Origin of the sequence: Roseibium album (assembly GCF_965233825.1) — a bacterium.
GTDB lineage: Bacteria > Pseudomonadota > Alphaproteobacteria > Rhizobiales > Stappiaceae > Roseibium > Roseibium album.
On sequence record NZ_OZ247583.1, the window covers coordinates 4138470 to 4158660 of the forward strand.

General features: G+C 56.2%; 19 protein-coding genes. 9 read left to right on the top strand and 10 right to left on the bottom strand.

Annotated elements, in window-relative coordinates; translation table 11 throughout:
• Positions 1 to 6: 6 nt before the first annotated feature.
• The gene (locus tag ACO6TI_RS18905) at positions 7 to 1242 is read right to left on the bottom strand and encodes a flavin-containing monooxygenase (protein WP_422383085.1); all 1236 of its coding nucleotides are present in this window, start codon (positions 1240 to 1242) and stop codon (positions 7 to 9) included.
• A 29-nt stretch (positions 1243 to 1271) separates the two neighbouring features.
• Positions 1272 to 1754 (bottom strand): OsmC family protein, encoded by a 483-nt coding sequence (locus ACO6TI_RS18910; RefSeq protein ID WP_422383086.1) that lies wholly within the window; start codon positions 1752 to 1754, stop codon positions 1272 to 1274.
• Between the two features lie 518 nt (positions 1755 to 2272).
• On the opposite strand from ACO6TI_RS18910, the gene dusA reads away from it, so the two are divergent.
• Positions 2273 to 3274: a tRNA dihydrouridine(20/20a) synthase DusA gene (gene dusA, locus ACO6TI_RS18915; protein ID WP_422383087.1), complete on the top strand. Its 1002-nt coding sequence runs from the start codon at positions 2273 to 2275 to the stop codon at positions 3272 to 3274.
• A gap of 20 nt (positions 3275 to 3294) precedes the next feature.
• On the opposite strand, the gene ACO6TI_RS18920 is transcribed toward dusA, so the two are convergent.
• From ACO6TI_RS18920 to ACO6TI_RS18935, 4 genes are all read right to left on the bottom strand, one after another.
• Positions 3295 to 4008 (bottom strand): TIGR02281 family clan AA aspartic protease, encoded by a 714-nt coding sequence (locus ACO6TI_RS18920; RefSeq protein WP_196899308.1) that lies wholly within the window; start codon positions 4006 to 4008, stop codon positions 3295 to 3297.
• The gene (locus tag ACO6TI_RS18925) at positions 4008 to 4187 is read right to left on the bottom strand and encodes a DUF1289 domain-containing protein (protein WP_422383088.1); all 180 of its coding nucleotides are present in this window, start codon (positions 4185 to 4187) and stop codon (positions 4008 to 4010) included. The genes ACO6TI_RS18920 and ACO6TI_RS18925 overlap by 1 nt, the downstream gene beginning before the upstream one ends.
• A 71-nt stretch (positions 4188 to 4258) precedes the next feature.
• The gene (locus tag ACO6TI_RS18930) at positions 4259 to 5446 is read right to left on the bottom strand and encodes an alpha/beta hydrolase (protein WP_104704230.1); all 1188 of its coding nucleotides are present in this window, start codon (positions 5444 to 5446) and stop codon (positions 4259 to 4261) included.
• A 28-nt stretch (positions 5447 to 5474) separates the two neighbouring features.
• Positions 5475 to 6452 (bottom strand): adenosylcobinamide-GDP ribazoletransferase, encoded by a 978-nt coding sequence (locus tag ACO6TI_RS18935; protein ID WP_422383089.1) that lies wholly within the window; start codon positions 6450 to 6452, stop codon positions 5475 to 5477.
• A 1-nt stretch (position 6453) separates the two neighbouring features.
• On the opposite strand from ACO6TI_RS18935, the gene cobT reads away from it, so the two are divergent.
• Positions 6454 to 7476: a nicotinate-nucleotide--dimethylbenzimidazole phosphoribosyltransferase gene (cobT, locus tag ACO6TI_RS18940; RefSeq protein ID WP_422383090.1), complete on the top strand. Its 1023-nt coding sequence runs from the start codon at positions 6454 to 6456 to the stop codon at positions 7474 to 7476.
• Between the two features lie 2 nt (positions 7477 to 7478).
• On the opposite strand, the gene ACO6TI_RS18945 is transcribed toward cobT, so the two are convergent.
• Positions 7479 to 9029: a sensor histidine kinase gene (locus ACO6TI_RS18945; RefSeq protein ID WP_422383091.1), complete on the bottom strand. Its 1551-nt coding sequence runs from the start codon at positions 9027 to 9029 to the stop codon at positions 7479 to 7481.
• Between the two features lie 132 nt (positions 9030 to 9161).
• On the opposite strand from ACO6TI_RS18945, the gene ACO6TI_RS18950 reads away from it, so the two are divergent.
• The 3 genes from ACO6TI_RS18950 (at position 9162) to ACO6TI_RS18960 (ending at position 11957) form a co-directional block, all read left to right on the top strand.
• Complete coding sequence (locus ACO6TI_RS18950) at positions 9162 to 9800, top strand: uracil-DNA glycosylase family protein (RefSeq protein WP_422383092.1); 639 nt, start codon at positions 9162 to 9164, stop codon at positions 9798 to 9800.
• Between the two features lie 174 nt (positions 9801 to 9974).
• Positions 9975 to 10460, top strand: coding sequence for an Lrp/AsnC family transcriptional regulator (locus ACO6TI_RS18955; protein ID WP_173937391.1), 486 nt, complete (start codon positions 9975 to 9977; stop codon positions 10458 to 10460).
• A 165-nt stretch (positions 10461 to 10625) separates the two neighbouring features.
• Entirely contained in the window at positions 10626 to 11957 is a 1332-nt protein-coding gene (locus ACO6TI_RS18960) for a glycosyltransferase family 87 protein (protein ID WP_422383093.1), read from the top strand.
• 12 nt (positions 11958 to 11969) lie between these two features.
• Here ACO6TI_RS18960 and ACO6TI_RS18965 read toward each other — a convergent pair whose 3' ends face one another.
• Positions 11970 to 12614: a TetR/AcrR family transcriptional regulator gene (locus ACO6TI_RS18965; protein ID WP_422383094.1), complete on the bottom strand. Its 645-nt coding sequence runs from the start codon at positions 12612 to 12614 to the stop codon at positions 11970 to 11972.
• 167 nt (positions 12615 to 12781) lie between these two features.
• Between ACO6TI_RS18965 and ACO6TI_RS18970 the strand changes: the two genes are divergently transcribed.
• From ACO6TI_RS18970 to ACO6TI_RS18980, 3 genes are all read left to right on the top strand, one after another.
• Positions 12782 to 14818: an FAD-dependent oxidoreductase gene (locus ACO6TI_RS18970; protein ID WP_422383095.1), complete on the top strand. Its 2037-nt coding sequence runs from the start codon at positions 12782 to 12784 to the stop codon at positions 14816 to 14818.
• A 143-nt stretch (positions 14819 to 14961) separates the two neighbouring features.
• On the top strand, positions 14962 to 16197 hold the full coding sequence (locus ACO6TI_RS18975) for an aromatic ring-hydroxylating oxygenase subunit alpha (protein ID WP_422383096.1): 1236 nt from the start codon (positions 14962 to 14964) through the stop codon (positions 16195 to 16197).
• 4 nt (positions 16198 to 16201) lie between these two features.
• The gene (locus ACO6TI_RS18980; protein ID WP_108872571.1) at positions 16202 to 17275 is read left to right on the top strand and encodes a 2Fe-2S iron-sulfur cluster-binding protein; all 1074 of its coding nucleotides are present in this window, start codon (positions 16202 to 16204) and stop codon (positions 17273 to 17275) included.
• Between the two features lie 7 nt (positions 17276 to 17282).
• On the opposite strand, the gene ACO6TI_RS18985 is transcribed toward ACO6TI_RS18980, so the two are convergent.
• Both ACO6TI_RS18985 and ACO6TI_RS18990 read right to left on the bottom strand, forming a co-directional pair.
• Positions 17283 to 17984, bottom strand: coding sequence for a DNA alkylation repair protein (locus ACO6TI_RS18985; RefSeq protein ID WP_422383097.1), 702 nt, complete (start codon positions 17982 to 17984; stop codon positions 17283 to 17285).
• A gap of 11 nt (positions 17985 to 17995) precedes the next feature.
• A complete protein-coding gene (locus tag ACO6TI_RS18990) occupies positions 17996 to 18877 on the bottom strand; it encodes an NAD(P)-dependent oxidoreductase (RefSeq protein ID WP_055118315.1) in 882 nt (293 codons plus the stop codon).
• A gap of 416 nt (positions 18878 to 19293) precedes the next feature.
• Between ACO6TI_RS18990 and ACO6TI_RS18995 the strand changes: the two genes are divergently transcribed.
• Entirely contained in the window at positions 19294 to 20190 is an 897-nt protein-coding gene (locus tag ACO6TI_RS18995) for a LysR family transcriptional regulator (protein ID WP_422383098.1), read from the top strand.
• Position 20191: the final 1 nt, after the last annotated feature.

A 20191-nucleotide genomic window follows, 5' to 3' on the forward strand; every position in this document is an offset into this window, starting at 1 on the left:
TTTCCTTCAGGCAGCGCGCTTGGTTCGATTTGCAACAAGATGATCGGCAAGAGCCTGAGCGTCGCCACCCACGCCATCGATCAGCGCGGACTTCCGGCGTCGCATGAAGGGTAGCCCCAGCACATAAAGACCAGGTGCGACCACGCCCTGGTCGTGGATCAGGGTGTCCTTCTGATCAAACACGGGAAGCTTCAACCAGCTGAAATCCGGAGAATATCCCGTTGCCCAAACTATGGTGCGGAATGCACCATTGTTCAGGTCGGCCGTCAGGTGCGGTGAACTGGGAAAACAAGTCGGAGGAAGTCGCCGCGGGACTTGCAGATCAGGGAGATTTACGCGCATGGCCCAATCGTCGAAGTGTTCAAGGAGCCGCCCGATTTTCAGATCCGACATGGCGCAATGATTGGCCAAAGAGCCAGAAAATTGGGCCTTTCCGTGCCGAATGCCAACCAGTCTGCCGGTGATGGCTACTCCCATGGCTTGAAGCGTATTCAGATCGATCGCATCCAACCCCGCGTCGCCCATCAGCTGGAAGGACGGTACGCGACGCGCCCGGGCAATATCGTCTACATCCTTGACGGCTGCATCCAGGACACCGGTGCGATCCAGCCACCACTGTATGTCCCGCCCGCGATAGTGACGCGGCGCGCGAATATGTTCACCCACGGCAAGGGTCACGGAATGCCCGGCCGTGCTGAGCTCAGCTGCAATCTGCACACCGCTTGCCGAGGCTCCGACAACCAAAACACCGCCCTGTGCAACCTGGTTTGGCGATTTGTAGGTAGCGAGAGAGAGTTGCGCGATACTTGTCGGAACGGTGTTGGCTATCTGCGGCAGTCTTGGTTGCGCGCAGGCTCCGCTTGCGACGACGACATTGTCACAAATCCAGTCGCCGCTGCTGGTGCAGACCAAATAGCTGTTCCCGTCCGGGGTTACGGAACTAACGGTCGTGTGTTCTTCCACGGGCGCGGCAATCACATGAGCATAATCACGCAGGTAATCCGTGATTTGCGGCATGTTCATGAATCCATCCGGATCCGGTCCTCGGTAGCTGAAACCCGGCAACCGGGATTGCCAATTTGGGGTGAGCAGGCGCAAACTGTTCCATCTGTCTTTTACCCAGGATTGTGCTATCTCGCCCCGTTCCAGCACGACATGGGTGACGGAACGGTCCGAGAGACATTTGCTCATCGCGAGCCCGGCTTGCCCGGCGCCAATGATGACGGTCGAAATACATCGCATGACACTCGCTCCCTGTTTCCATCGGGTTTCTAAGCAACGACAACATGCACGTTGGTGGGGTTGGTCATCAGATCAAAAACAGTCGATCTTTTCTGCGACTGAGCGACCAAAGCACGGATATCGTCATCGCTCGCATCCGCGTCGATGTTAAACGTCACACGGACGGCGCTGAAGCCGTTGCGAATGTCGGGATCCATGCCCAGGATACCACGCATGTCCATATCGCCTTCAACAACGGCCTGAACTTTGTGCAACTGGATGCCACGATTCTGTGCAACGGCAGCTATGCCGCCGGTCAGGCAGCTTGCCAATGCGGATAACGCGATTTCCGGGGGTGTTGGTGCTCTGTCAGTGGCCGAAAACACCGCCGGGTGATCAGAGCTGATGACGAAGGTTTGCTTGCGGATGTGTTCTTCACCCAGGCCGAAATAGCCGTTGATTGTGTTGCGGCTCTCGCTGCCATCAACCCAGTCGCAGTTGCTACGGAATGTAAAAGACGCTGCTTGCGGCATCTCTGCAAATACACCCCGTGCACCAATCAGCGCTTCGGTGTTTACGCCGTTTGAAACTGGCTTGTCTTGTGTAGAAGTAGTCATCGTAAGATCCTTTCAGAAGTGTCTTGAGCTGGGATTGATCAGCTCCATGACGCGTCTTCTAAGGACTGAACGAACCACGAGATACTTCTCGGACGAAAGCAATCCACTACACAAATGATAGTAATCACCGAGCTGACATTCAGCGCCGCGAATTGAAGATCCGCAATGTCCCGCATCTCGGTCATCTGGATAAAGAGCAACAAAAGTCAGCTTTGGGCATCCTTGCGATGCTGCAACCTATCGGACTTGAAGATGCCCTTTCGACGAACCATTGCGCCGCAATTACCAGAAGGGAGCTTTTGAATTGCGACCAATTTTGCTATCCAGCGGGTGCGTCGTGTGTTCTCCAGAAGATCACTACGGCGCGAAAGACAGACAATTTTGTCCGACCTGGACCTTACCCGTGCAATTCCGGTTCCTTGAAAACAAGAAAAATGAAAGAATATCAAGAACATAAGATCGCCGTTGCGCCCATGATGGAATGGACTGACAGGCACTGCCGTGCGTTTCACCGTCAGTTGTCGCGACATGCGTTGCTCTATACGGAGATGGTTACGACAGGGGCGGTCATTCATGGTGACCGGGATCATCTGCTCGGGTTTTCCGGTCTGGAGCATCCGATTGCATGTCAACTGGGCGGTTCAGACCCGGTGGAGATGGCCGAGTCGGCTCGGATCGTTGCCGAATACGGCTATGGTGAAGTCAACATCAATGTTGGCTGTCCGTCCGACCGCGTGCAGTCCGGGCGATTCGGTGCCTGTCTCATGCTGGAGCCGGAACTCGTCGCTTCCTGCGTTTCGGCCATGAAGGATGCTGTCGAGATACCGGTGACCGTCAAGTGCAGGATCGGTGTGGACGACCAGGATCCCGAAACGGCTCTCAACCGCATGGCCGAGTTGGTATTCGAGGCCGGTGCGGATGCTCTCTGGGTACATGCCCGCAAGGCCTGGCTAAAGGGACTGAGCCCAAAGGAAAACCGTGATATTCCTCCCCTTGATTATGATCGTGTCCTGCGCCTGAAACATCGGTTTCCTGAAATGTTCATCGGGCTTAACGGCGGACTGCAAACGCTCGACCAGTCGGAGCCATTTCTTGACACGCTGGACGGTTTGATGTTCGGCCGCGCTGCATATCACACGCCGCAGATGCTGGGAGAAGTCGACCGCCGTTTTTATGGAGGCACGACAGGGGACGTCTCACCTTGGGATGCGGTGCGGGCTCACAGGAATTATCTGGAAGAACAGCTTGGCAAGGGTGTCAAGCTTGCACGTATGACCCGGCATATGCTCGGCCTGTTTCACGGACGTCCCGGAGCACGGTCATGGCGGCGGATCCTGACGGTCGAGGCAATCAAGCCCGGTGCCGGACTGGAGGTCGTTGACAGGGCCCTGGCCGCAGTCAGCCCGACGGATCTTGATGTGGAAGCCGCTGAATAGCGGGAAATTTTCCGCTTGTTCTAAGGAGTCATGATCAGTCGGTCACCTTCGATCCGCCAACTCTGCAGCCGGTCGAGGGCGGTGAGGCCGAACAGGCTGCCGCTCAGCGAGCCCTCGCGTGCGACGAAACCGCGGATGTTATTGAATGAATGGTCTCCCACGGTGATCGTGTCGATGCGGATCGGTGCCACAAGTGTCCGGCCGTTTGCGGTCGAGACAGGTACGGTGAACGACAGGTCTTCCGGATGAAAACCTGCCCGTTGGGCGTCGCCGTATGTCAGGACAACGGCGCTGGCACCGGTATCGAGCAGAAAATGGGTTTGCGCACCGTTGACACGGCCATCAAGTACAAAATGACCGGTTGCGTCGCGCACGATGAGGATAGAACCGTCAGGTTGGGTGACGGCAAGTCCGGGGGCCAGTGCGCCGAGTACACGGTATCCGGCCTGAACCAGATCGGTGCGGTAGGTGTAGCCGACGACAAGCAGGGCGCACAGACCGCCCCAGAATAGCGTCCCTTGCACGATTTCTCGGATTTTCGGTTGACCGAAAATGAAACTGGCAAGAAAGACGAACGCCAACGCTGAAAGCGCAACGAGACGCGGTCCACTGTCGTCGAAATTGATGTTTTCCGGATCTGTCGGATTGCCGAAAAAGGCCAGAAAGATCATGACGCCGCAGATAATGATCAATGCGGCGACCACCAGGCCCCGGATCTGTCTGGGGCCACCCATCAGTTGCTGCCTTCGGCAGCCTCGGGCAGGCGGCGGTTGGGGATTTGCGACAGGATTTCCATGCGTTGTTTTTCGCTGAAACCCGTCCAGCCGGCGATTTCATCGAGAGACCGGAGGCAGCCGGCGCAAAGGCCGGATTCCTGATCGATCTGGCAGAATTTTATACAAGGCGAATTCATGAAGCGGATATGGCGACAGATTGTGGCTTTGCCAAGACTGGAAAGCGGCTGGAAAGAACCCAGATACGGCGTCAGCCGCCACCCCCATAGGTAAAGGGCGCGGTTATGATGTTCACCGGCAAAGCAACCGTGTTGCCGACGAACGTTCCCAGGTTATCGCCGAGCGTCGCCCCGCGTCCGGCGTCGGTGGCAGAACGAAGCCCCGATTGTCCGAGGGTTTTGCGGAATTCCGGACTGAGTTGTGCCAGCTGTGCAAATTTCGAGTGATTTGCAGAATCCAGCGAATCGAGTTGTGTCACATCGATCACGATTGCGCCAAGTTCGGCAAGTTCCTCATCATTGGAATAAGCGCCGACACGCTCTTTGCCACCGGCTATCGCCCGGGAGATGCGGAGCGCCTTGTCGTCCCGGGACACTACGACAACATACGGATTGGCCGGGGTGCCCAGTTTCTTCAGTTGGGCCTTGAAGAGATCTATGTCGATATCGGGCGCTGCGAGTATGACGACATCGACTTTGCCTTCAAGAGCTTTTCTTTGCGCCGGAGACGACTGGATTGCGGTTTCCATCAGCAGCCAGTTGCCCATGGAATGCGCCAGGATAGTGATTTTTTCTGCCTTGGAGTTTGCAAGCTGCAGCATCGTCTGCGCCAGGGCCTGTCGGGCGATGGCGGCGCTATTCAGATCATAGACATAGTCCTGCAACTTGCCACGAGACGCCCAGGTGAACAGAACCGGCACGGCTTCGATGTTTCCGTCATGCACGACCTGAACAAACCGGTAAAGCGCCTCCGGAAACAATGTGTTATAGCCGTGAATGAACAGGAAGACCTCTCGCTTGCCCTTCGGCAATCTCGAAAGCCTGCTGTTGATTTCCCGGGTGAAGGCGTCCTTGTCGGCAATGTATCCGGCATTGCGCGCCACAAAATCCGTATCCGGGTTGCCGGGCAAGCTGTCAGGCCATTCGACCTGGCTTAGCTCGTGGCTCGGCGGCACGGAGATTGTTGCTTGCGCGTAGTTGACCTGCTCGCCACGTTCACCGTTGAAATATGTGTCGGGGCGACTGTCGCGTTCTCGCGTCGTGACAACAAGGATCTCGTGAGTCTTGGCCCCTTGCGCCGGGACTTCCGTCAGTGCAAGCGCACCGACTTCAGGCCTGCTTCCACAGGCGGACAGACAAAACAAGACTGCAATCAGAACCACAATCCTGTTTGTCCAGGACCATGTTTCGATCGGTTTGCCGAGAAATTCGTTTTTCATGACGTGTAGCTGCCTGCACCGCACTTTCTCAGTGCACCATAAGCATCCCGGTGAGGAATCCAAGTCCGCAGATTTGCTGAATAGCGCCCAATACGTCGCCTGTGACGCCGCCGATTTTCTGCACCGACAGACGTCCGGTGCCAAAAGCCGCCGCTGCAGCAACCAGAACGCCGACCAGAAGAGCTGGCACAGTCAGGATCAATGCCGCGGGAATGAGCAGTGGAATAGTTAAAAACACGGCCTGCAACGCAGATTCGCCGCCGGGTTTGCCATATCTGGCCGCCAGGCCGTCCAGGCGGGCAAGAGGTCTTTCGTACCACTGCCAGACGAGCAAGGTCCGGCTGATGGCTTCCGAAGCTAGAAAGAGGAGCGCAGCGTCTGCGGGGCTGAACTTTTGCCATAATGAAGCGAGGAGAAAAATGCGCAGGACAACGGTCAGCACAAGGGCAAGGGCACCGAATGCTCCGATCCTGCTGTCCTTCATGATGTCCAGACGCCGTTCCCGCGTTGTGCCGCCGAAAAACCCGTCCGCAACATCGCTCATTCCATCTTCATGCAGGGCACCGGTGGTTGCGCAGAGCAGAGCTATCGTGATGGTAGCTACCACGAGCCCCGGTAGATGCGTATAGGCGAGAAACATGCCCAGACCGGCGGCCGGGAGTGCAACGGCAACACCGGCCAGGGGCGCGGCCCGCGCGATCCGGGAAAAGTCGGGTGGCGATGAAGGGTCGTCGGCAGAATTGACCTGTGGCAGTGGGAGGCGGGAAAAGAATCGTACGCACGCGGCGGTGTCCGCTACAAGCTTGGAAAAAGCAGGTGTCAGCCCATTCGACCTGTTTTTGGTATCGTTGGAACCGCGGTTCTCCCGAGAATTGGAAGTTTGGTCGGTTTCGGGGTTCATCAGGCCGGTCCTGTGCTTGAGTTTTTTCAAGGCGTCGTTATAGATCAGCCGCCTGACAGCACCAAGTATCGGCTCATTGACCTTCAAACAGACCGGGAAAAACAATATGTCCCTTTCCGAAACCGCGCTTCCTTTCGATGATATCCGCAACCTGGTGAAATCGATGCCGGGACCGGACGAAGAAGCGCTGCACAAGGTCCGGGAGCGGGACAGCCAATTGACAAAACCTGCCGGTTCGCTTGGTCGCCTGGAAGAGCTTGCCGAATGGCTGGCAGCCTGGTCTGGCAAGGCGCCTCCCAAGGTCACCCGGCCCATGGTCGCAATCTTTGCCTCTGCGCATGGAGTTGCCGACGAAGGGGTTTCGGCTTTCCCGAGCGCCGTCAACAAGCAGATGGTCGAGAATTTTGCTGCCGGCGGTGCCGCCATCAATCAGCTTTGCCGCGTGAATGACATCGGCCTGAAGGTTTTTGATCTGGCGGTAGACATGCCGACGCCCAGCATCACGCGCGAAGATGCAATGGACGAAGCAAATTGCGCGGCGACGATGGCTTATGGCATGGAGGCACTTGCCGGAGGCATTGACCTCATTTGTCTCGGAGAAATGGGCATCGGCAACACCACTGTTGCAGCAGCCGTTTTTCATGGGCTTTTCGGTGGTGAAGCTTCGGACTGGATCGGGCGCGGAACCGGGGTCGATGATGAAGGCCTTGCCAGAAAACGGGCGGCAGTTGAAACGGCCGTCGTTCGGCTCAATGGCGAAAAAGATCCGCTTGAAATCCTTCGCAGGGTTGGTGGCCGGGAGATTGCCGCCATGGCCGGTCTTATCATCGCTGCGCGTTTGCAACGTGTACCGGTGATCATCGACGGCTTCGTCACAACGGCGGCCGCCGCGGTTGTGTACGCGATGGAGCCTGCCGGACTGGATCATTGCGTGTTTGCGCATGTCTCCGCGGAACACGCACATGCCAGGGTGCTCGAGCATATGGAAAAGGATGCGCTGTTCGATTTCGGCATGCGACTAGGAGAAGGATCTGGTGCGGCGCTTGCGGCAGGAATAGTCAAGGCTTCCGCGGAAATGCATTCCGGAATGGCGACATTTGCAGACGCAGGTGTCTCTGCAAAGTCCTGAACTCAACCAGAATTTGCCGTTCTCAGACGTGCGTCCAGGCTGCCGGGCGCAACGGACTTGTCGTCTGCTGGGTAATTCATGTTTCGTGAAGGAGGCAGACAGACCGTTACCTCTGTACCTTCGCCCAACTGCGACTTAATCTTGAACGTGCCGTCATGCATGCTGATAAGGGCCTGCACGATGGAAAGCCCGAGGCCCGTACCAGGTTCCGCGCTTTTGATCGCATGTGATCCCTGGCCGAAAGCTTCCAGAACGGTGGGAATTTCCTCCTCCGGAATTCCGGGGCCGTTGTCCCGGACAGACACATACTGCCCGCCGTCGCTTGTAGGACCCAGGTTGACGCGAACTTCACCGCCGATTGGTGTGAACTTGACCGCGTTGGACATGAGGTTGAGCACGACCTGCCGCAGAGCGCGTTCATCGGCCCACACACGCGGAAGATCCGACTGATGCGCGTGATGCAGCACGATCGACTTTGCTTTGGCGCGAACCTTCATCATGGTGCCGCACTCGGCAACCACGTCCTCAAGCAAAATTGGTTCTTCATGCAGCTCGTGGCGTCCCGCCTCGATCCTGGACAGGTCGAGAATCTCGTTGATGAGATTGAGCAGATGTTCACCCGAGCCGTGGATGTCTTCCGCATAGGCGCGGTAGGTCTTGTTTGCCATTGAACCCAGGACCTCGTCCTTCATGATCTCCGAAAACCCGAGAATGGCGTTGAGCGGAGTGCGCAGTTCGTGGCTCATCGTTGCAAGGAAGCGGGATTTGGCAAGGTTTGCGGCTTCTGCACGCCTGCGCGCCTCGTCGGACATTGAATTCGCGGTTTCGAGTTCTGCAATCAGGTGATCCTTGTCAGCCCGATACTCCAGCATCGTGTTTGCGTTCTTGAGAAGCTGATTGCCGAGGATCAGGAAAAACCCCTGTGCACCAATAGCCATCGCTGCCAGCGTGTAGTGAACCGCACTGGATTGCTGCAAAAAGCTGAAAGTGACAAAAAAGGTGATCGGCAGCGTGCTTGCCAGAAGGCACTTCGGCAAGTTGGCGGATTGCATCGTGTTCATGGCAATCACGATCAACAAAGCCGCGAAATGGAAGATGACCAGACCTTCACCTGCGCCGCTTGCAACCGGCATCAGGAAGAAAAGGGCCCAGCTGCATCCGTAGATCAGGTCACCAATGATAAATCGACGGCTCCAGACAATCCGGACTTTCTGGTCAGATGGCGCCTTTTCGTAAGAGTGACTGATAACCACCATCAGAAAGTGGGTGCAGATAGTAATGAGGAACCAGGCTCCCATGAACTGCGGGCTCACCCACAGGGAAGATATGGCAGCCACGATCAATGCCAGCAGGGGCGCAGCAAAAGCCGCATTGATGCGTGTGTCCGCAAACAGGTGCTGGCGCTCGTGTTCGAATGTGGAGTGACGGCTTTCAGGCGCTCCCAGGCGGCTGCGAATATCTCTGACCGAACGGGCCATCTCCCGTCGCCGGAGAGCGCGATGCCTGTTGATAGCCAGCGTGTCGCTGCCGTTTGCTGACGCTTGGGACTTCATGTGACGCCCGGACGGTGTTGATTTCGTTATTGTGATACTGCTTGTTTTCCAAGACTGACTCATCATTCCTTAAGATCGTCCTCAAGATCGTGGTAAGAAATGTGTTAATCAGCTGTATCAAGGTGCAACTCTTTGTCTTCCAAGCAGAATTCGCCAGGACTGGACCAGCTCGCCGCAGGCATTCGTGCCTGCCGGAAATGTATTGAAAATCCGGATGGAAAGCCGCTGCCGCACGCGCCGCGACCAGTGCTGCAGATATCTTCAGCGGCACGGTTGTGCATCTGCGGTCAGGCACCGGGTACGCGGGTGCATCAAAGCGGCAGACCATTCACCGATCCTTCCGGCGACAGGTTGCGCAGCTGGATGGGGATTGGCGAAGAGACGTTCTACAATCCCGACCGTCTCGCGATCGTGCCAATGGGTTTCTGCTTCCCTGGCCTGGATTCCAAGGGAGGGGATCTGCCGCCGCGCAGGGAATGCAGGAAGCTCTGGCACGATGAACTTTTTGCAGAGATGCCTCAGATCGAACTGGTACTGGTGATCGGGCAATATGCTCAAGCCTACCACCTTGGGAGTGAGCGCAAGAAAAGCCTTACGGAAACCGTGGTGAATTGGCAGGCTTATTTCGAGGCAACCCGGCAACCGGGCAAGCCGGCCGTAATCCCGTTGCCGCATCCTTCCTGGCGCAACAATGGCTGGCTGAGGAAAAATCCATGGTTTGAAAGCGATCTGCTTCCTGTGCTGCAAAAAGAGGTTTCGCGGTTGACTTGAAATCGTTGCGGTTGCGAAAGTGAGATTTTCGAAAAAAATTCTCATTTGAGGGGGAATTGACAGGCAAGTTGAAAAACCGTTACGAGTTCAGCCTGTGAATTGAAATTTTTTCCTGCCGAGTGATTTGATCTCTTTCTGGAAATATCACTCGCGACGCTGGTAGCAGAAACCATGATTGATCGCATCGACCGACGAATACTGTCCATCCTCCAGGAAGACTGCACCGTACCTGTTGCGGAAATCGGGCGACGGGTCGGCTTGTCGACGACACCTTGCTGGCGCCGGATCCAGAAGATGGAAGAAGATGGCGTCATAACCGCACGTGTCGCGCTGCTGGAGCCCGCCAAGGTGAATGCGAAGGTGACGGCATTTGTGGCAATCACGACGAGCCAGCATTCCGAAGACTGGTTGAAGAAATTTGCCGACGTCATTCGGGAGTTTCCCGAAGTCGTCGAGTTCTACCGGATGGCCGGGCAGGTCGACTACCTGTTGCGGGTCGCGGTTCCCGATATCGAAGCCTACGACGCGTTCTACAAGAAGCTTGTTTCAAAGATTGATATTTCGGATGTCTCAACGACATTCGCCATGGAGCAGATCAAGAACACAACTGCGCTGCCATTGTCCTACGTGGCTACGGAAAAACCCCGCACAGGGTCGTGAGATTGTATTCCGTCTTCGGAACACAAGTGAATTCTGGCTCACAGCTTTACCGCGATTTCCAAAAGAAACCTGCCGGTCGTACGGTGTGAACGGGGCATTAAGCACGCGGATTAACGGCAATTTCATTTCGCCTGCGTACTACGGAACCAGCAAGCATTCACAAGGATGAGGCTGGAATTGGTTTCCGATGGGCATGAGGCATTTGCAGCGAGTTTCGCGCGGGTTTTGAAACTGCGTGCAAGGGTGCTTGACCTTCTGAAAGCTGACGATCTGAACGCCAGATTTGGAGGTCCGTTTTTTGCCTTCATGCTGATAGCAGTCTCGGTGTTTCTGGCATCTTCCTGGGTTCAGACCGACTTTGGTGGGCTTTTTGACTTCCACGCGGATTTGTCGCTTGTACAGCGCGAGGATTTCGTTGCGTTTTACCGGGCAGGTGAGCTCGCCCTGAGTGGTCAGGCTGCCGATGCCTACGATCCGGCCATCTTCAGCGAGAGATTTTCGGAAAAGAACGAAAATCTTCTCTTCTTGAATCCACCCCATGCATTGCTCTTGTTTGAGCCACTGGCCTATTTCAGTTATCCCGTTGCAAAGTTGATCGGGATGGCGGTCTTTTCCGCCTGCTTTTTCGGGATGATCCATCTCGTCAGACCAGGTCTTGCGGCATGGCCCTATGTCTTCATGTTGTTGTCTCCGGGAGCCTATTACGCGTTTCAGCTTCTGCAGCTATCGCCGTTGATAACGTTCCTGTTGTTGTTCGCGATGTTGCACAGCCGAGATCGACCGGTCCTGAGCGGCCTGGCACTCGCGCTGGTGACAATCAAACCGCAATATGGCCTGTTGCTTCCTGTGTTCCTTGCGGCCAATCGTGACTGGCGCACGATTTTTTATGCTGCTCTTGGAACCGCAACACTGATCAGTCTTTCTGTCGGCGTCTACGGCTTGGGGCTCTGGGAAACTTTCTTGGCGTCGATGCGGGACGGTGTGCACATGCTACAGCTTTCGGCCAACTACGGCATGATGTCGACGATCGGCAGTTCCTTCGGCAAGTGGGGGGCTTCTGCTGAAATACGAATGGCAACGCAAGTCCTGTCGATCGTGTTGGCGGCCTTTGCTGTCTGGTTCTCCGTTCGGTTGCTTCCACGGCAAAGAGCTGTTGCCGTTTCATTGTTTGCCATTGCCCTGACCGCGCCGTCATTCATGTTCTATGACTGGCTCTTTTATTCCGTCGCGTTGATCTTGGTGGTGAAAGAAGTACCCAGGTGGCCCTTGATGCTCCAGGCATCGGCCGCATTGCTTTGGATATCGCCAACCGTTCACGACGTGCTTCTGACCCGGGACTGGCTGATTTCCATGATCTTTTCAAGCCTCGTGCCACTTGTCGCATTTATTGTCTTGTGCCAGGTGCTGGCCCTGTTCATGAAAAACAAACAGCCTCAATCCGGCTTTGATCCGGAGGACGATTTCCGCTTGCGCGCGTCTGGGCAATCGGCTGCGTGAAATTGTCTTCGACTAAACTTCGGGCAGCGGATGCCTTGCAAAGAACCGTGCTGTTTCAGCGTCCGTAACCGGCTGCCCGGCGAAGATCTCCGCATAAAGCAGCATGCGTTGGCGACGGGGTTCGAGCGGTTCTGCCGGGCCGTGCTTCTTCATCGAAATGTAGCCGATCTGTGTCTGGTAAACCGTATTTGCCCTGACACTAGCTTGTTCGGGGTTGAAGCCGAAGCGCTCGAACAGCGCCTGCAAGACGTCGACACGAATATGGTCTGCTTCTTCAAGCATCTGCGCAAGCCGGGCATCAGAATGCGCCCAGTTCCTGACAGCGAATTCGAGGCGGGAATCAAACAAGTCCGGCATCAGCCAGAGATCGAATACGTTCAATATCGCTTCGGTGATTGTCTCTGAATATGCCTCGGTGCGTTTGATCAGATTGCCTGTGTTCTTGGATTGCCACAAACCAATCAGCGCTTCGAGCAGGTCGCCCCTGTCAGAAAAGTGGCCGTAGAAACTTGTTCGTGACAGGCCCAGCCGTTCAGCCAGAGGCATGACTTTTACCGCATCGATGCCGTTGTCGAGCAATGCCTCGTAAGCTGCCAGCATCCAGATCTCGCGCGTACCGCGCCAACCACTGGACTTTTCTATCAAAGGTTCGCTCATGGCGGTTCGATAACAGCAGGCATGACCGGATACAACAAAAATTGACATGAGTGTCTTTAAAAGCGACATAGATGTCGTTTTTACGCCTTTTCACCCGTAGCCGATGCGATTTAAGTTCGCCAGCCGTCGTGGCTTGGTCGCGGCAGGACGCGAATTGAGGGAAACACATGTCCAGGGATCCGCTGCTACAGCCATATCAGCTGAAGAATCTGACGCTGAAAAACAGGATCATGATCACGTCGCATGAGCCGGCATATCCTGAAGACGGCATGCCGAAAGACCGCTACCGGGCCTATCATGAAGTGCGCGCAAAGGCGGGTGTTGCGCTGACCATGACGGCAGGCTCCGCCGCGGTTTCGAGAAACTCACCACCTGTGTTCAACAACATTCTTGCCTACAAGGACGAGGTCGTGCCGTGGGTGAGACGCCTGACGGATGCCTGCCACGATCACGGTTGTGCCGTGATGATCCAGCTCACCCATCTTGGGCGCCGAACCCATTGGAACAAGGGTGACTGGCTCCCCGCGGTCGCGCCAAGCCACGAGCGCGAGGCAGCGCATCGCGCCTTTCCCAAACAGGTCGAGGACTGGGACATTGTTCGGATAATCCAGGATTATGCCGATGCCGCAGAGCGGATGAAGGAAGGCGGTATGGATGGCATCGAACTGCAGGCCTACGGGCATTTGATGGACCAGTTCTGGTCGCCGGTGACAAACTCCCTGGAGGGGCCCTACGGTGGATCACTGGAAAACCGGATGCGGTTCTCGTTCGAAGTTATAGACGCGATACGCAAGCGCGTCGGGGACGATTTCATCCTTGGCATTCGATATACGGCAGACGAAGACCTGCAAGGCGGCATCACGCCGGAAGAGGGGCTTCAGATTTCACATCGGTTGAAGGAAACCGGTCAGATCGATTTCCTCAACGTGATACGCGGTCACATTGATACCGATCCGGGTTTGACAGACGTGATTCCCGTTCAGGGTATGCGCAATGCGCCCCATCTGGATTTTGCAGGCAGGGTGCGCAGGGAAGTGGGGTTGCCAACTTTCCACGCTGCCAAGATCCCGGATGTGGCAACTGCGCGCCATGCGATTGCAGAAGGTCTCCTGGACATGGTGGGTATGACCCGGGCCCATATGGCCGATCCGATGATTGTGCGGAAGATAAAAGAAAAACGGGAAGGGGACATACGACCCTGCGTTGGCGCAACCTATTGCCTAGACAGGATTTACCAGGCCGGGGACGCGCTGTGTATCCACAATCCTGCGACCGGCCGGGAACTGACAATGCCACACGAGATTGCGCCTGCGGACGTGAGAAGGAAAGTCGTCGTGGTTGGCGCCGGACCGGCCGGCATGGAGGCGGCCCGCGTTGCTGCAGAGCGCGGTCATGAAGTGACCGTCTTTGAAGCCGCACCTGACGCTGGAGGTCAGATCCGTCTGACCGCCCGGTCCGAGCGGCGCCGGGAGATGATATCCATCATCGAGTGGCGCATGGAGCAGTGTCTTGCACGTGGTGTGAAGTTCAATTTCAACACGTTTGCCGACGCGGAAGATGTCTTGGCGGAGTGTCCTGACGTCGCGATCATTGCGACCGGCGGCATGCCGCATACCGACGTGCTGTCGGAGGGCAATGATCTTGTCGCGTCTTCCTGGGATATCATAGCCGGCGACGTGAAATCGGGCAGGCGTGTCCTTGTCTATGACGATGCGGGCGACCATGCGGCATTGCAGGCCGCCGAGTTGATCGCGGCGTCAGGAGCGCATGTCGAGATCATGACGCCGGACAGGTCTTTCGCCCCCGATGTCATGGCGATGAATCTGGTTCCGTACATGCGCGCCCTTCAGGACAAGGACGTCCGTTTCACGGTGACCTATCGACTGAAGGCCGCCAGACGGTCCGGAAACATGATCACAGCTGTCATCGGGACAGACTATTCAGCTTTCACCGAAGAGCGTGAATTCGATCAGATCGTGATCAACCATGGCACCATTCCCCTGGATGAACTCTATTTCGATCTGAAGCCTCGCTCGAAAAATCTTGGGTTTGTAAAGCAGGAAGCTCTTGTTTTCGGTCAACCGCAGCCGTTGGACGCCAACCCGAAAGGTGAGTTTGCGCTGTACCGGATCGGCGACGCTGTTTCGGCACGCAACACACACGCCGCCATTTACGACGCGCTGCGGCTTGTGAAGGACATCTGAGTTCAGCTGTCCGGTGAAATTCTTGGGCAACGTCTCACTTGAATAAGACAATGCCGTTTTTGCGCTACGGCTTGTGACCGCTGCAAGCCTAATTTCATCTCAACGACGGGCCGGCCAGACCGGCAGGATCAGGACATACCGAAATGAACAGCGACGCGGACATTCTCTCACTGTTGATGAGACGCCGGGCAGGGTACTCGCTGCCACAGGCCTTTTATTGCGACGAGGATGTGTTTCAGGCCGACCTGAAGCATATCTGGCAGCAAGAATGGATTTTTGCGGTCCCAAGCGCGGAATTGCCGAAGTCCGGAAACTACGTGACGCTCCAGATCGGAGCGTATTCAGTGATCATCGTACGCGGGGCCGACGGCGCGATTCGCGCATTCCACAATTCCTGCCGTCACCGCGGGAGCCGGATCTGTGCGGCCGCCAAGGGCTCCGCACCCAAGCTTGTCTGCCCTTATCACCAGTGGACTTATGAACTGGACGGCAAGTTGCTGTGGGCGCGTGAAATGGGGCCGGACTTCAATCCGCAGGAGCATGGACTGAAATCCGTTCATTGTACCGATGTCTCAGGCATGGTTTTCATCTGTCTCGCCGACCGGGCTCCGGACCTTGGCGGGCTTCAAAAACAGGCCGCTCGCTACCTGGGTCCTCACGATCTCGGCAACCTGAAAGTTGCGCACCAGTCAACGATCGTTGAAAAGGGTAACTGGAAGCTGGTTCTGGAAAACAACCGGGAGTGCTATCACTGCTCCGGGTCGCATCCATCGCTTTGCCGCACTTTTCCTGATGATCCGAATCTGGTCGGTGCAGACGATGCATCAACGTCGAATGTCGGTAAAACCCATGTGGATCGTTGCGAAGGCTCAGGCCTTCCCGCGAAATATCTGATCTCACCGGACGAACAATGGCGTTTCGTGCGTATTCCGTTCCTGGGCGAGGCCGTAAGCTATACGATGGACGGAAAGGCAGCAGTGTCCAGGCGGATCGGCACGGTTCCCTTCGACAACGCCGGAACCTGCCTCCATTTCCATTATCCAAATACCTGGAACCACTTCCTGTCGGATCATGTGCTGACCTTCAGGGTGTTGCCGATCGGTCCGATGGAATCCGAGGTGACGACAACCTGGCTTGTACACAAGGATGCCGAAGAGGGTGTCGACTATGATCTCGACCGGTTGACCGAGGTCTGGATGCACACGAATGACGAGGACCGGCAGATCGTTGAAGAGAACCAGATCGGCATCCGGTCTCCGGCCTACGAGCCCGGGCCCTATTCTCCCGTCCAGGAAAGTGGCGTCATCCAGTTCATCGACTGGTACGCGCAAAACCTCGAAGCGGCCCTTATTGGCCGCTTCCGTGTAGCGGCGGAGTAGATCGATGATACCGATGCCGGGGCGCGACACGCCGGTCTGGAACGACAGCGAGCTTCTGGAATGCGTGATGGTGGTGCCCGAAGCTCCCAACGTGAAGACATTTTCCTTCCGGCCGCCTTCTGGCGCAACCTTCGTATACCGGGCAGGGCAGTTTGTTACACTGGACCTGCCGGTCCCGGGTGGAAATGTCCAGCGAACGTATACCCTGTCATCGTCTCCGGTTTCCAACGCCTACATTTCGGTCACCGTGAAGGCACAGCCGGACAGTCAGGGTACGCGATGGATGCTGGACGAATTGAAACCCGGCATGCGGCTGAAAGCCTTTGGGCCTGCCGGTCTGTTCCATCTACCTCCAAGTCCGGATGGCAAATACCTGTTCGTCTCGGCCGGATCCGGTGTGACGCCGATGATGTCGATGGCGCAGACGCTTTTTGAGCGGGGGGAAGATCCCGATATCTGCTTCATTCAGTGCGCTCACAGGCCCGTTGACCTGATTTTCCGCCAGAAGCTGGAATATATGGCAAGCCGTGTCACTGGTTTGCAGTTGCATTTCGTCGTCAAGCAAAGCGACCCGTATGAGGTGTGGACGGGTTACCGGGGCCAACTCAATCAGCTGATGCTCGGATTGATGTGCAATGACTACCTTGATCGGGACGTCTTTTGCTGCGGTCCGGAAGGGTTCATGGATGCTGTGCGCGAAATCCTGAATGCGCTTGGCTACGACATGGACCGCTATCATCAGGAAAGCTTCCAGGCGCCTGCCGAAACCAAGGCGGAATTGACGGAATTCGACGATGTTGTTCCTCAGGAGGACACGCAGGCGCAGATTGTCTTTGCCAATTCGGGTGTCTCTGCCTGGTGCACTGAAACCGACACCGTTCTTGCCGTGGCAAAGGATGCCGGTCTGAACATTCCCTCGGGCTGCACATTTGGCGTTTGCGGGACTTGCAAGGTCAAAAAACTGGCCGGGGAGGTCCACATGGTGCATTCGGGCGGTATCAGCGAGGACGATGTCGAGGCCGGCTACATACTTGCCTGCTGTTCCAATCCGATCGGCACACTTGAGGTCGAAGTCTGAAGAGGGGCTATTTTGTTCCCAGACGGGCAAGGACTTTGTCCGATGAAAGCTCCTTGACGGTTTCGCGGCCGACCTTGCGGGCGGTCTTGTCGCTTGAAGCGGCGAGGTCTTCACCGAGAGCGAGGGCAGGTCCGTGCAGCTCGATCGACCGTTTGCCGATCTGCCGCAAAGCCCAGTGAACGGCCTTCCAGACAAAATTCCTGTCATCAGTCGACATCTTCCGGATCAGGTCCAGGTAGCCGAGGAATTCACTGTCCGGAGACGATTTGGCGTGGACGGCGCGCCAGGCGATAAGCGCAAAACCGGCGCGCCTGACAAATTCTCTCGTGTCGCTCGTCAGTTCACTGACAAGTTTGTCTGAATCCGTTCGACGGGCGAGCACATTTGTGAGTTGATCACACAGATCCCAGGAGTGAGTGTCATCTAGCCATGATCTTGCCAGTTCATCAGTCATCTCCTTGGGGGGAGTGATCAGGATTGCAAGCAGGCGGGCCTCGTGAATTTCCGAGGCCCAGAGGTCAAGAGCCAGGTCATTCGATTTGTGGATCGTCCTGGCGAAAGGCCGCAAAACCGACATGGGAACGCCAAAGGCCCTGGTCATGTCGATGCCGAATCGCGCCATCCCGGCGCGGTTCTCTTCAGAACCGCTTTGCTCAAGATGCTTGAGGATGTGCGCGACCGTCCAACTCGTCTCGGCGGCCTTGGCCATCAGGTGACTACCTACTTTCTTTCAGCATTTTCGAGCCGCGCGATCAGGCTCGATGTGTCCCAGCGGTTTCCGCCCATGGACTGGACTTCGGCATAGAACTGATCGACCAGGGCCGTTACAGGCAACCTTGCGCCGGTTTCATTTGCGGTCTGCAGGCAGATCCCAAGATCCTTGCGCATCCAGTCGACCGCAAAGCCGAATTCGAATTCGCTGTCGCGCATGGTCTCCCAGCGGTTTTCCATTTGCCATGATTGGGCAGCGCCGCCCCGAACGGCGGAGATGACCTTTTCAACGTCAAGTTCTGCCTTCTTGGCAAAATGAATGGCTTCCGAGAGCCCCTGAACGAGACCTGCGATACAGATCTGATTGACCATTTTTGTCAGCTGTCCGGCGCCGCTGTCTCCCATCAGCCCGACGAATTTTGCAAAACATTCGATAACAGGTTTTGCCTTGTCGAAGTCTTCAGCATCTCCGCCGCACATAACCGTGAGAACACCGTTTTCAGCACCCGCCTGCCCACCTGAAACAGGGGCATCGATAAAGCCGCAGCCTTTTTCCCTTGCTGCGGAATGAAGTTCGCGCGCGACATCGGCGGACGCCGTTGTGTTGTCGACAAAGATGGCGCCTTCTTTCAAACCGTGAAAGGCTCCGTTTTCACCAGTGGTCACCGAGCGCAGGTCCTCGTCGTTGCCAACACAGGCAAAGACGAAATCACAACCCGCTGCAGTTTCCTTTGGGGTTCGTGCAAAACTGCCGCCAAATTCGGCAGTCCATCGTTCGGCTTTTGCGGTGGTCCGGTTGTAGACCGTGACATCATGACCGCCCTTTGTTTTCAGGTAGCCTGCCATCGGGTATCCCATGACACCCAGACCGATGAATGCAACCTTTGCCATGACGCGCTCCCTTCGCAAAACAAGGCCCGGCGGTCGAGCCGGGCCTTTTCTAAACTGGTTTGTCATGGTTTTAGGGTATTTGTCGGCGTCTGTCAGCCTGGGTTTCCTGCAAAGATCCTTGACGGGAGGTGGGCAGGCGCACCCTGCTTGTAACCCGCCGCCGACTCAGACCCAATAAGGTGGGCGCCACCACAAACGCGCAGCCTGTTCCTTTTGGGCAGCTTCCTGCGCGAGGCGCTTCTTGGTCCGCGGATCCAGCTGATCATTTTTTGAGGAACGGGTTGCTTCCAAAAGGCTGCGGGCATAAATATCTAACATGGTCTTACACTCCTCGCTTCGTCTCTGAACCAAACATGTGCTTTTTTGCTCGGAAAAACGAGTCAGGAAGATTTCAATAATGTAAGGTGTAGTTACATATGGATTGGCGAGCTTTACCCTCCCTGAACAGTCTCAAGGTGTTTGCGGTCGTGGCGGAAACCAGAAGTCTGTCAGCCGCGGGCCGGGAACTTAACGTGACCCATGCAGCCATCAGCCAGCAGGTACGCAGCCTGGAAAATTTCATGGGACTGCAACTGGTGGCACGGGAAGGCCGCGGTGTTGCGCTGACACCGGAAGGCGAACAACTCTACAGCGGATTGAGTGGTGGATTCGAAACGATACGCGAAGCGGTAGACGCGCTTTTGAAGGACGATACCGCAAGGCCGCTGAACATAACGATGACGCCTTCATTCGCTGTCAGCTGGCTGATGCCGCGTATCAACGACTTTCGCCTGCAGTATCCCGACATCGAACTAATGCTCAACCCGACTGCCGAAGTTATCGAGCTGAAGCCGGGCGGCGTGGACCTTGCGATCCGCTTCGGCGGCGGCAACTGGCCTGGGCTGGAGTCCGAACTCCTGTTACCGACCAATTTTGCTGTGGTCGGAGCAAACTGCCTGATCGGAGACAAGGTAATCGAAACTCCTGAGGATATAATCGAATTCCCCTGGTTGCAGGAATACGGGACAAACGAGCTTGCCATGTGGATGGAAGAGCAGGGTGTCGTCCCGAAGGGAAAACTGAACATAACCCACTTGCCGGGCTATATGGTTCTTGAGGGCCTCAGGCGCGGTGATGGCATCTCGGCAACGGCAATGGCGTTCATTGAACCGGATATCGCCTCCGGTAGCCTGCGCGTCCTGTTTGAAGACACGGTTCGCCTGGGTACCGGATACTACATGCTCACGCGCCCCGGAGTGATACGACCGCCACTGAAGAAACTCATGACCTGGTTGCGATCGATGAGAGATGAGAGAAAAGCCGGCAAAATCTGAG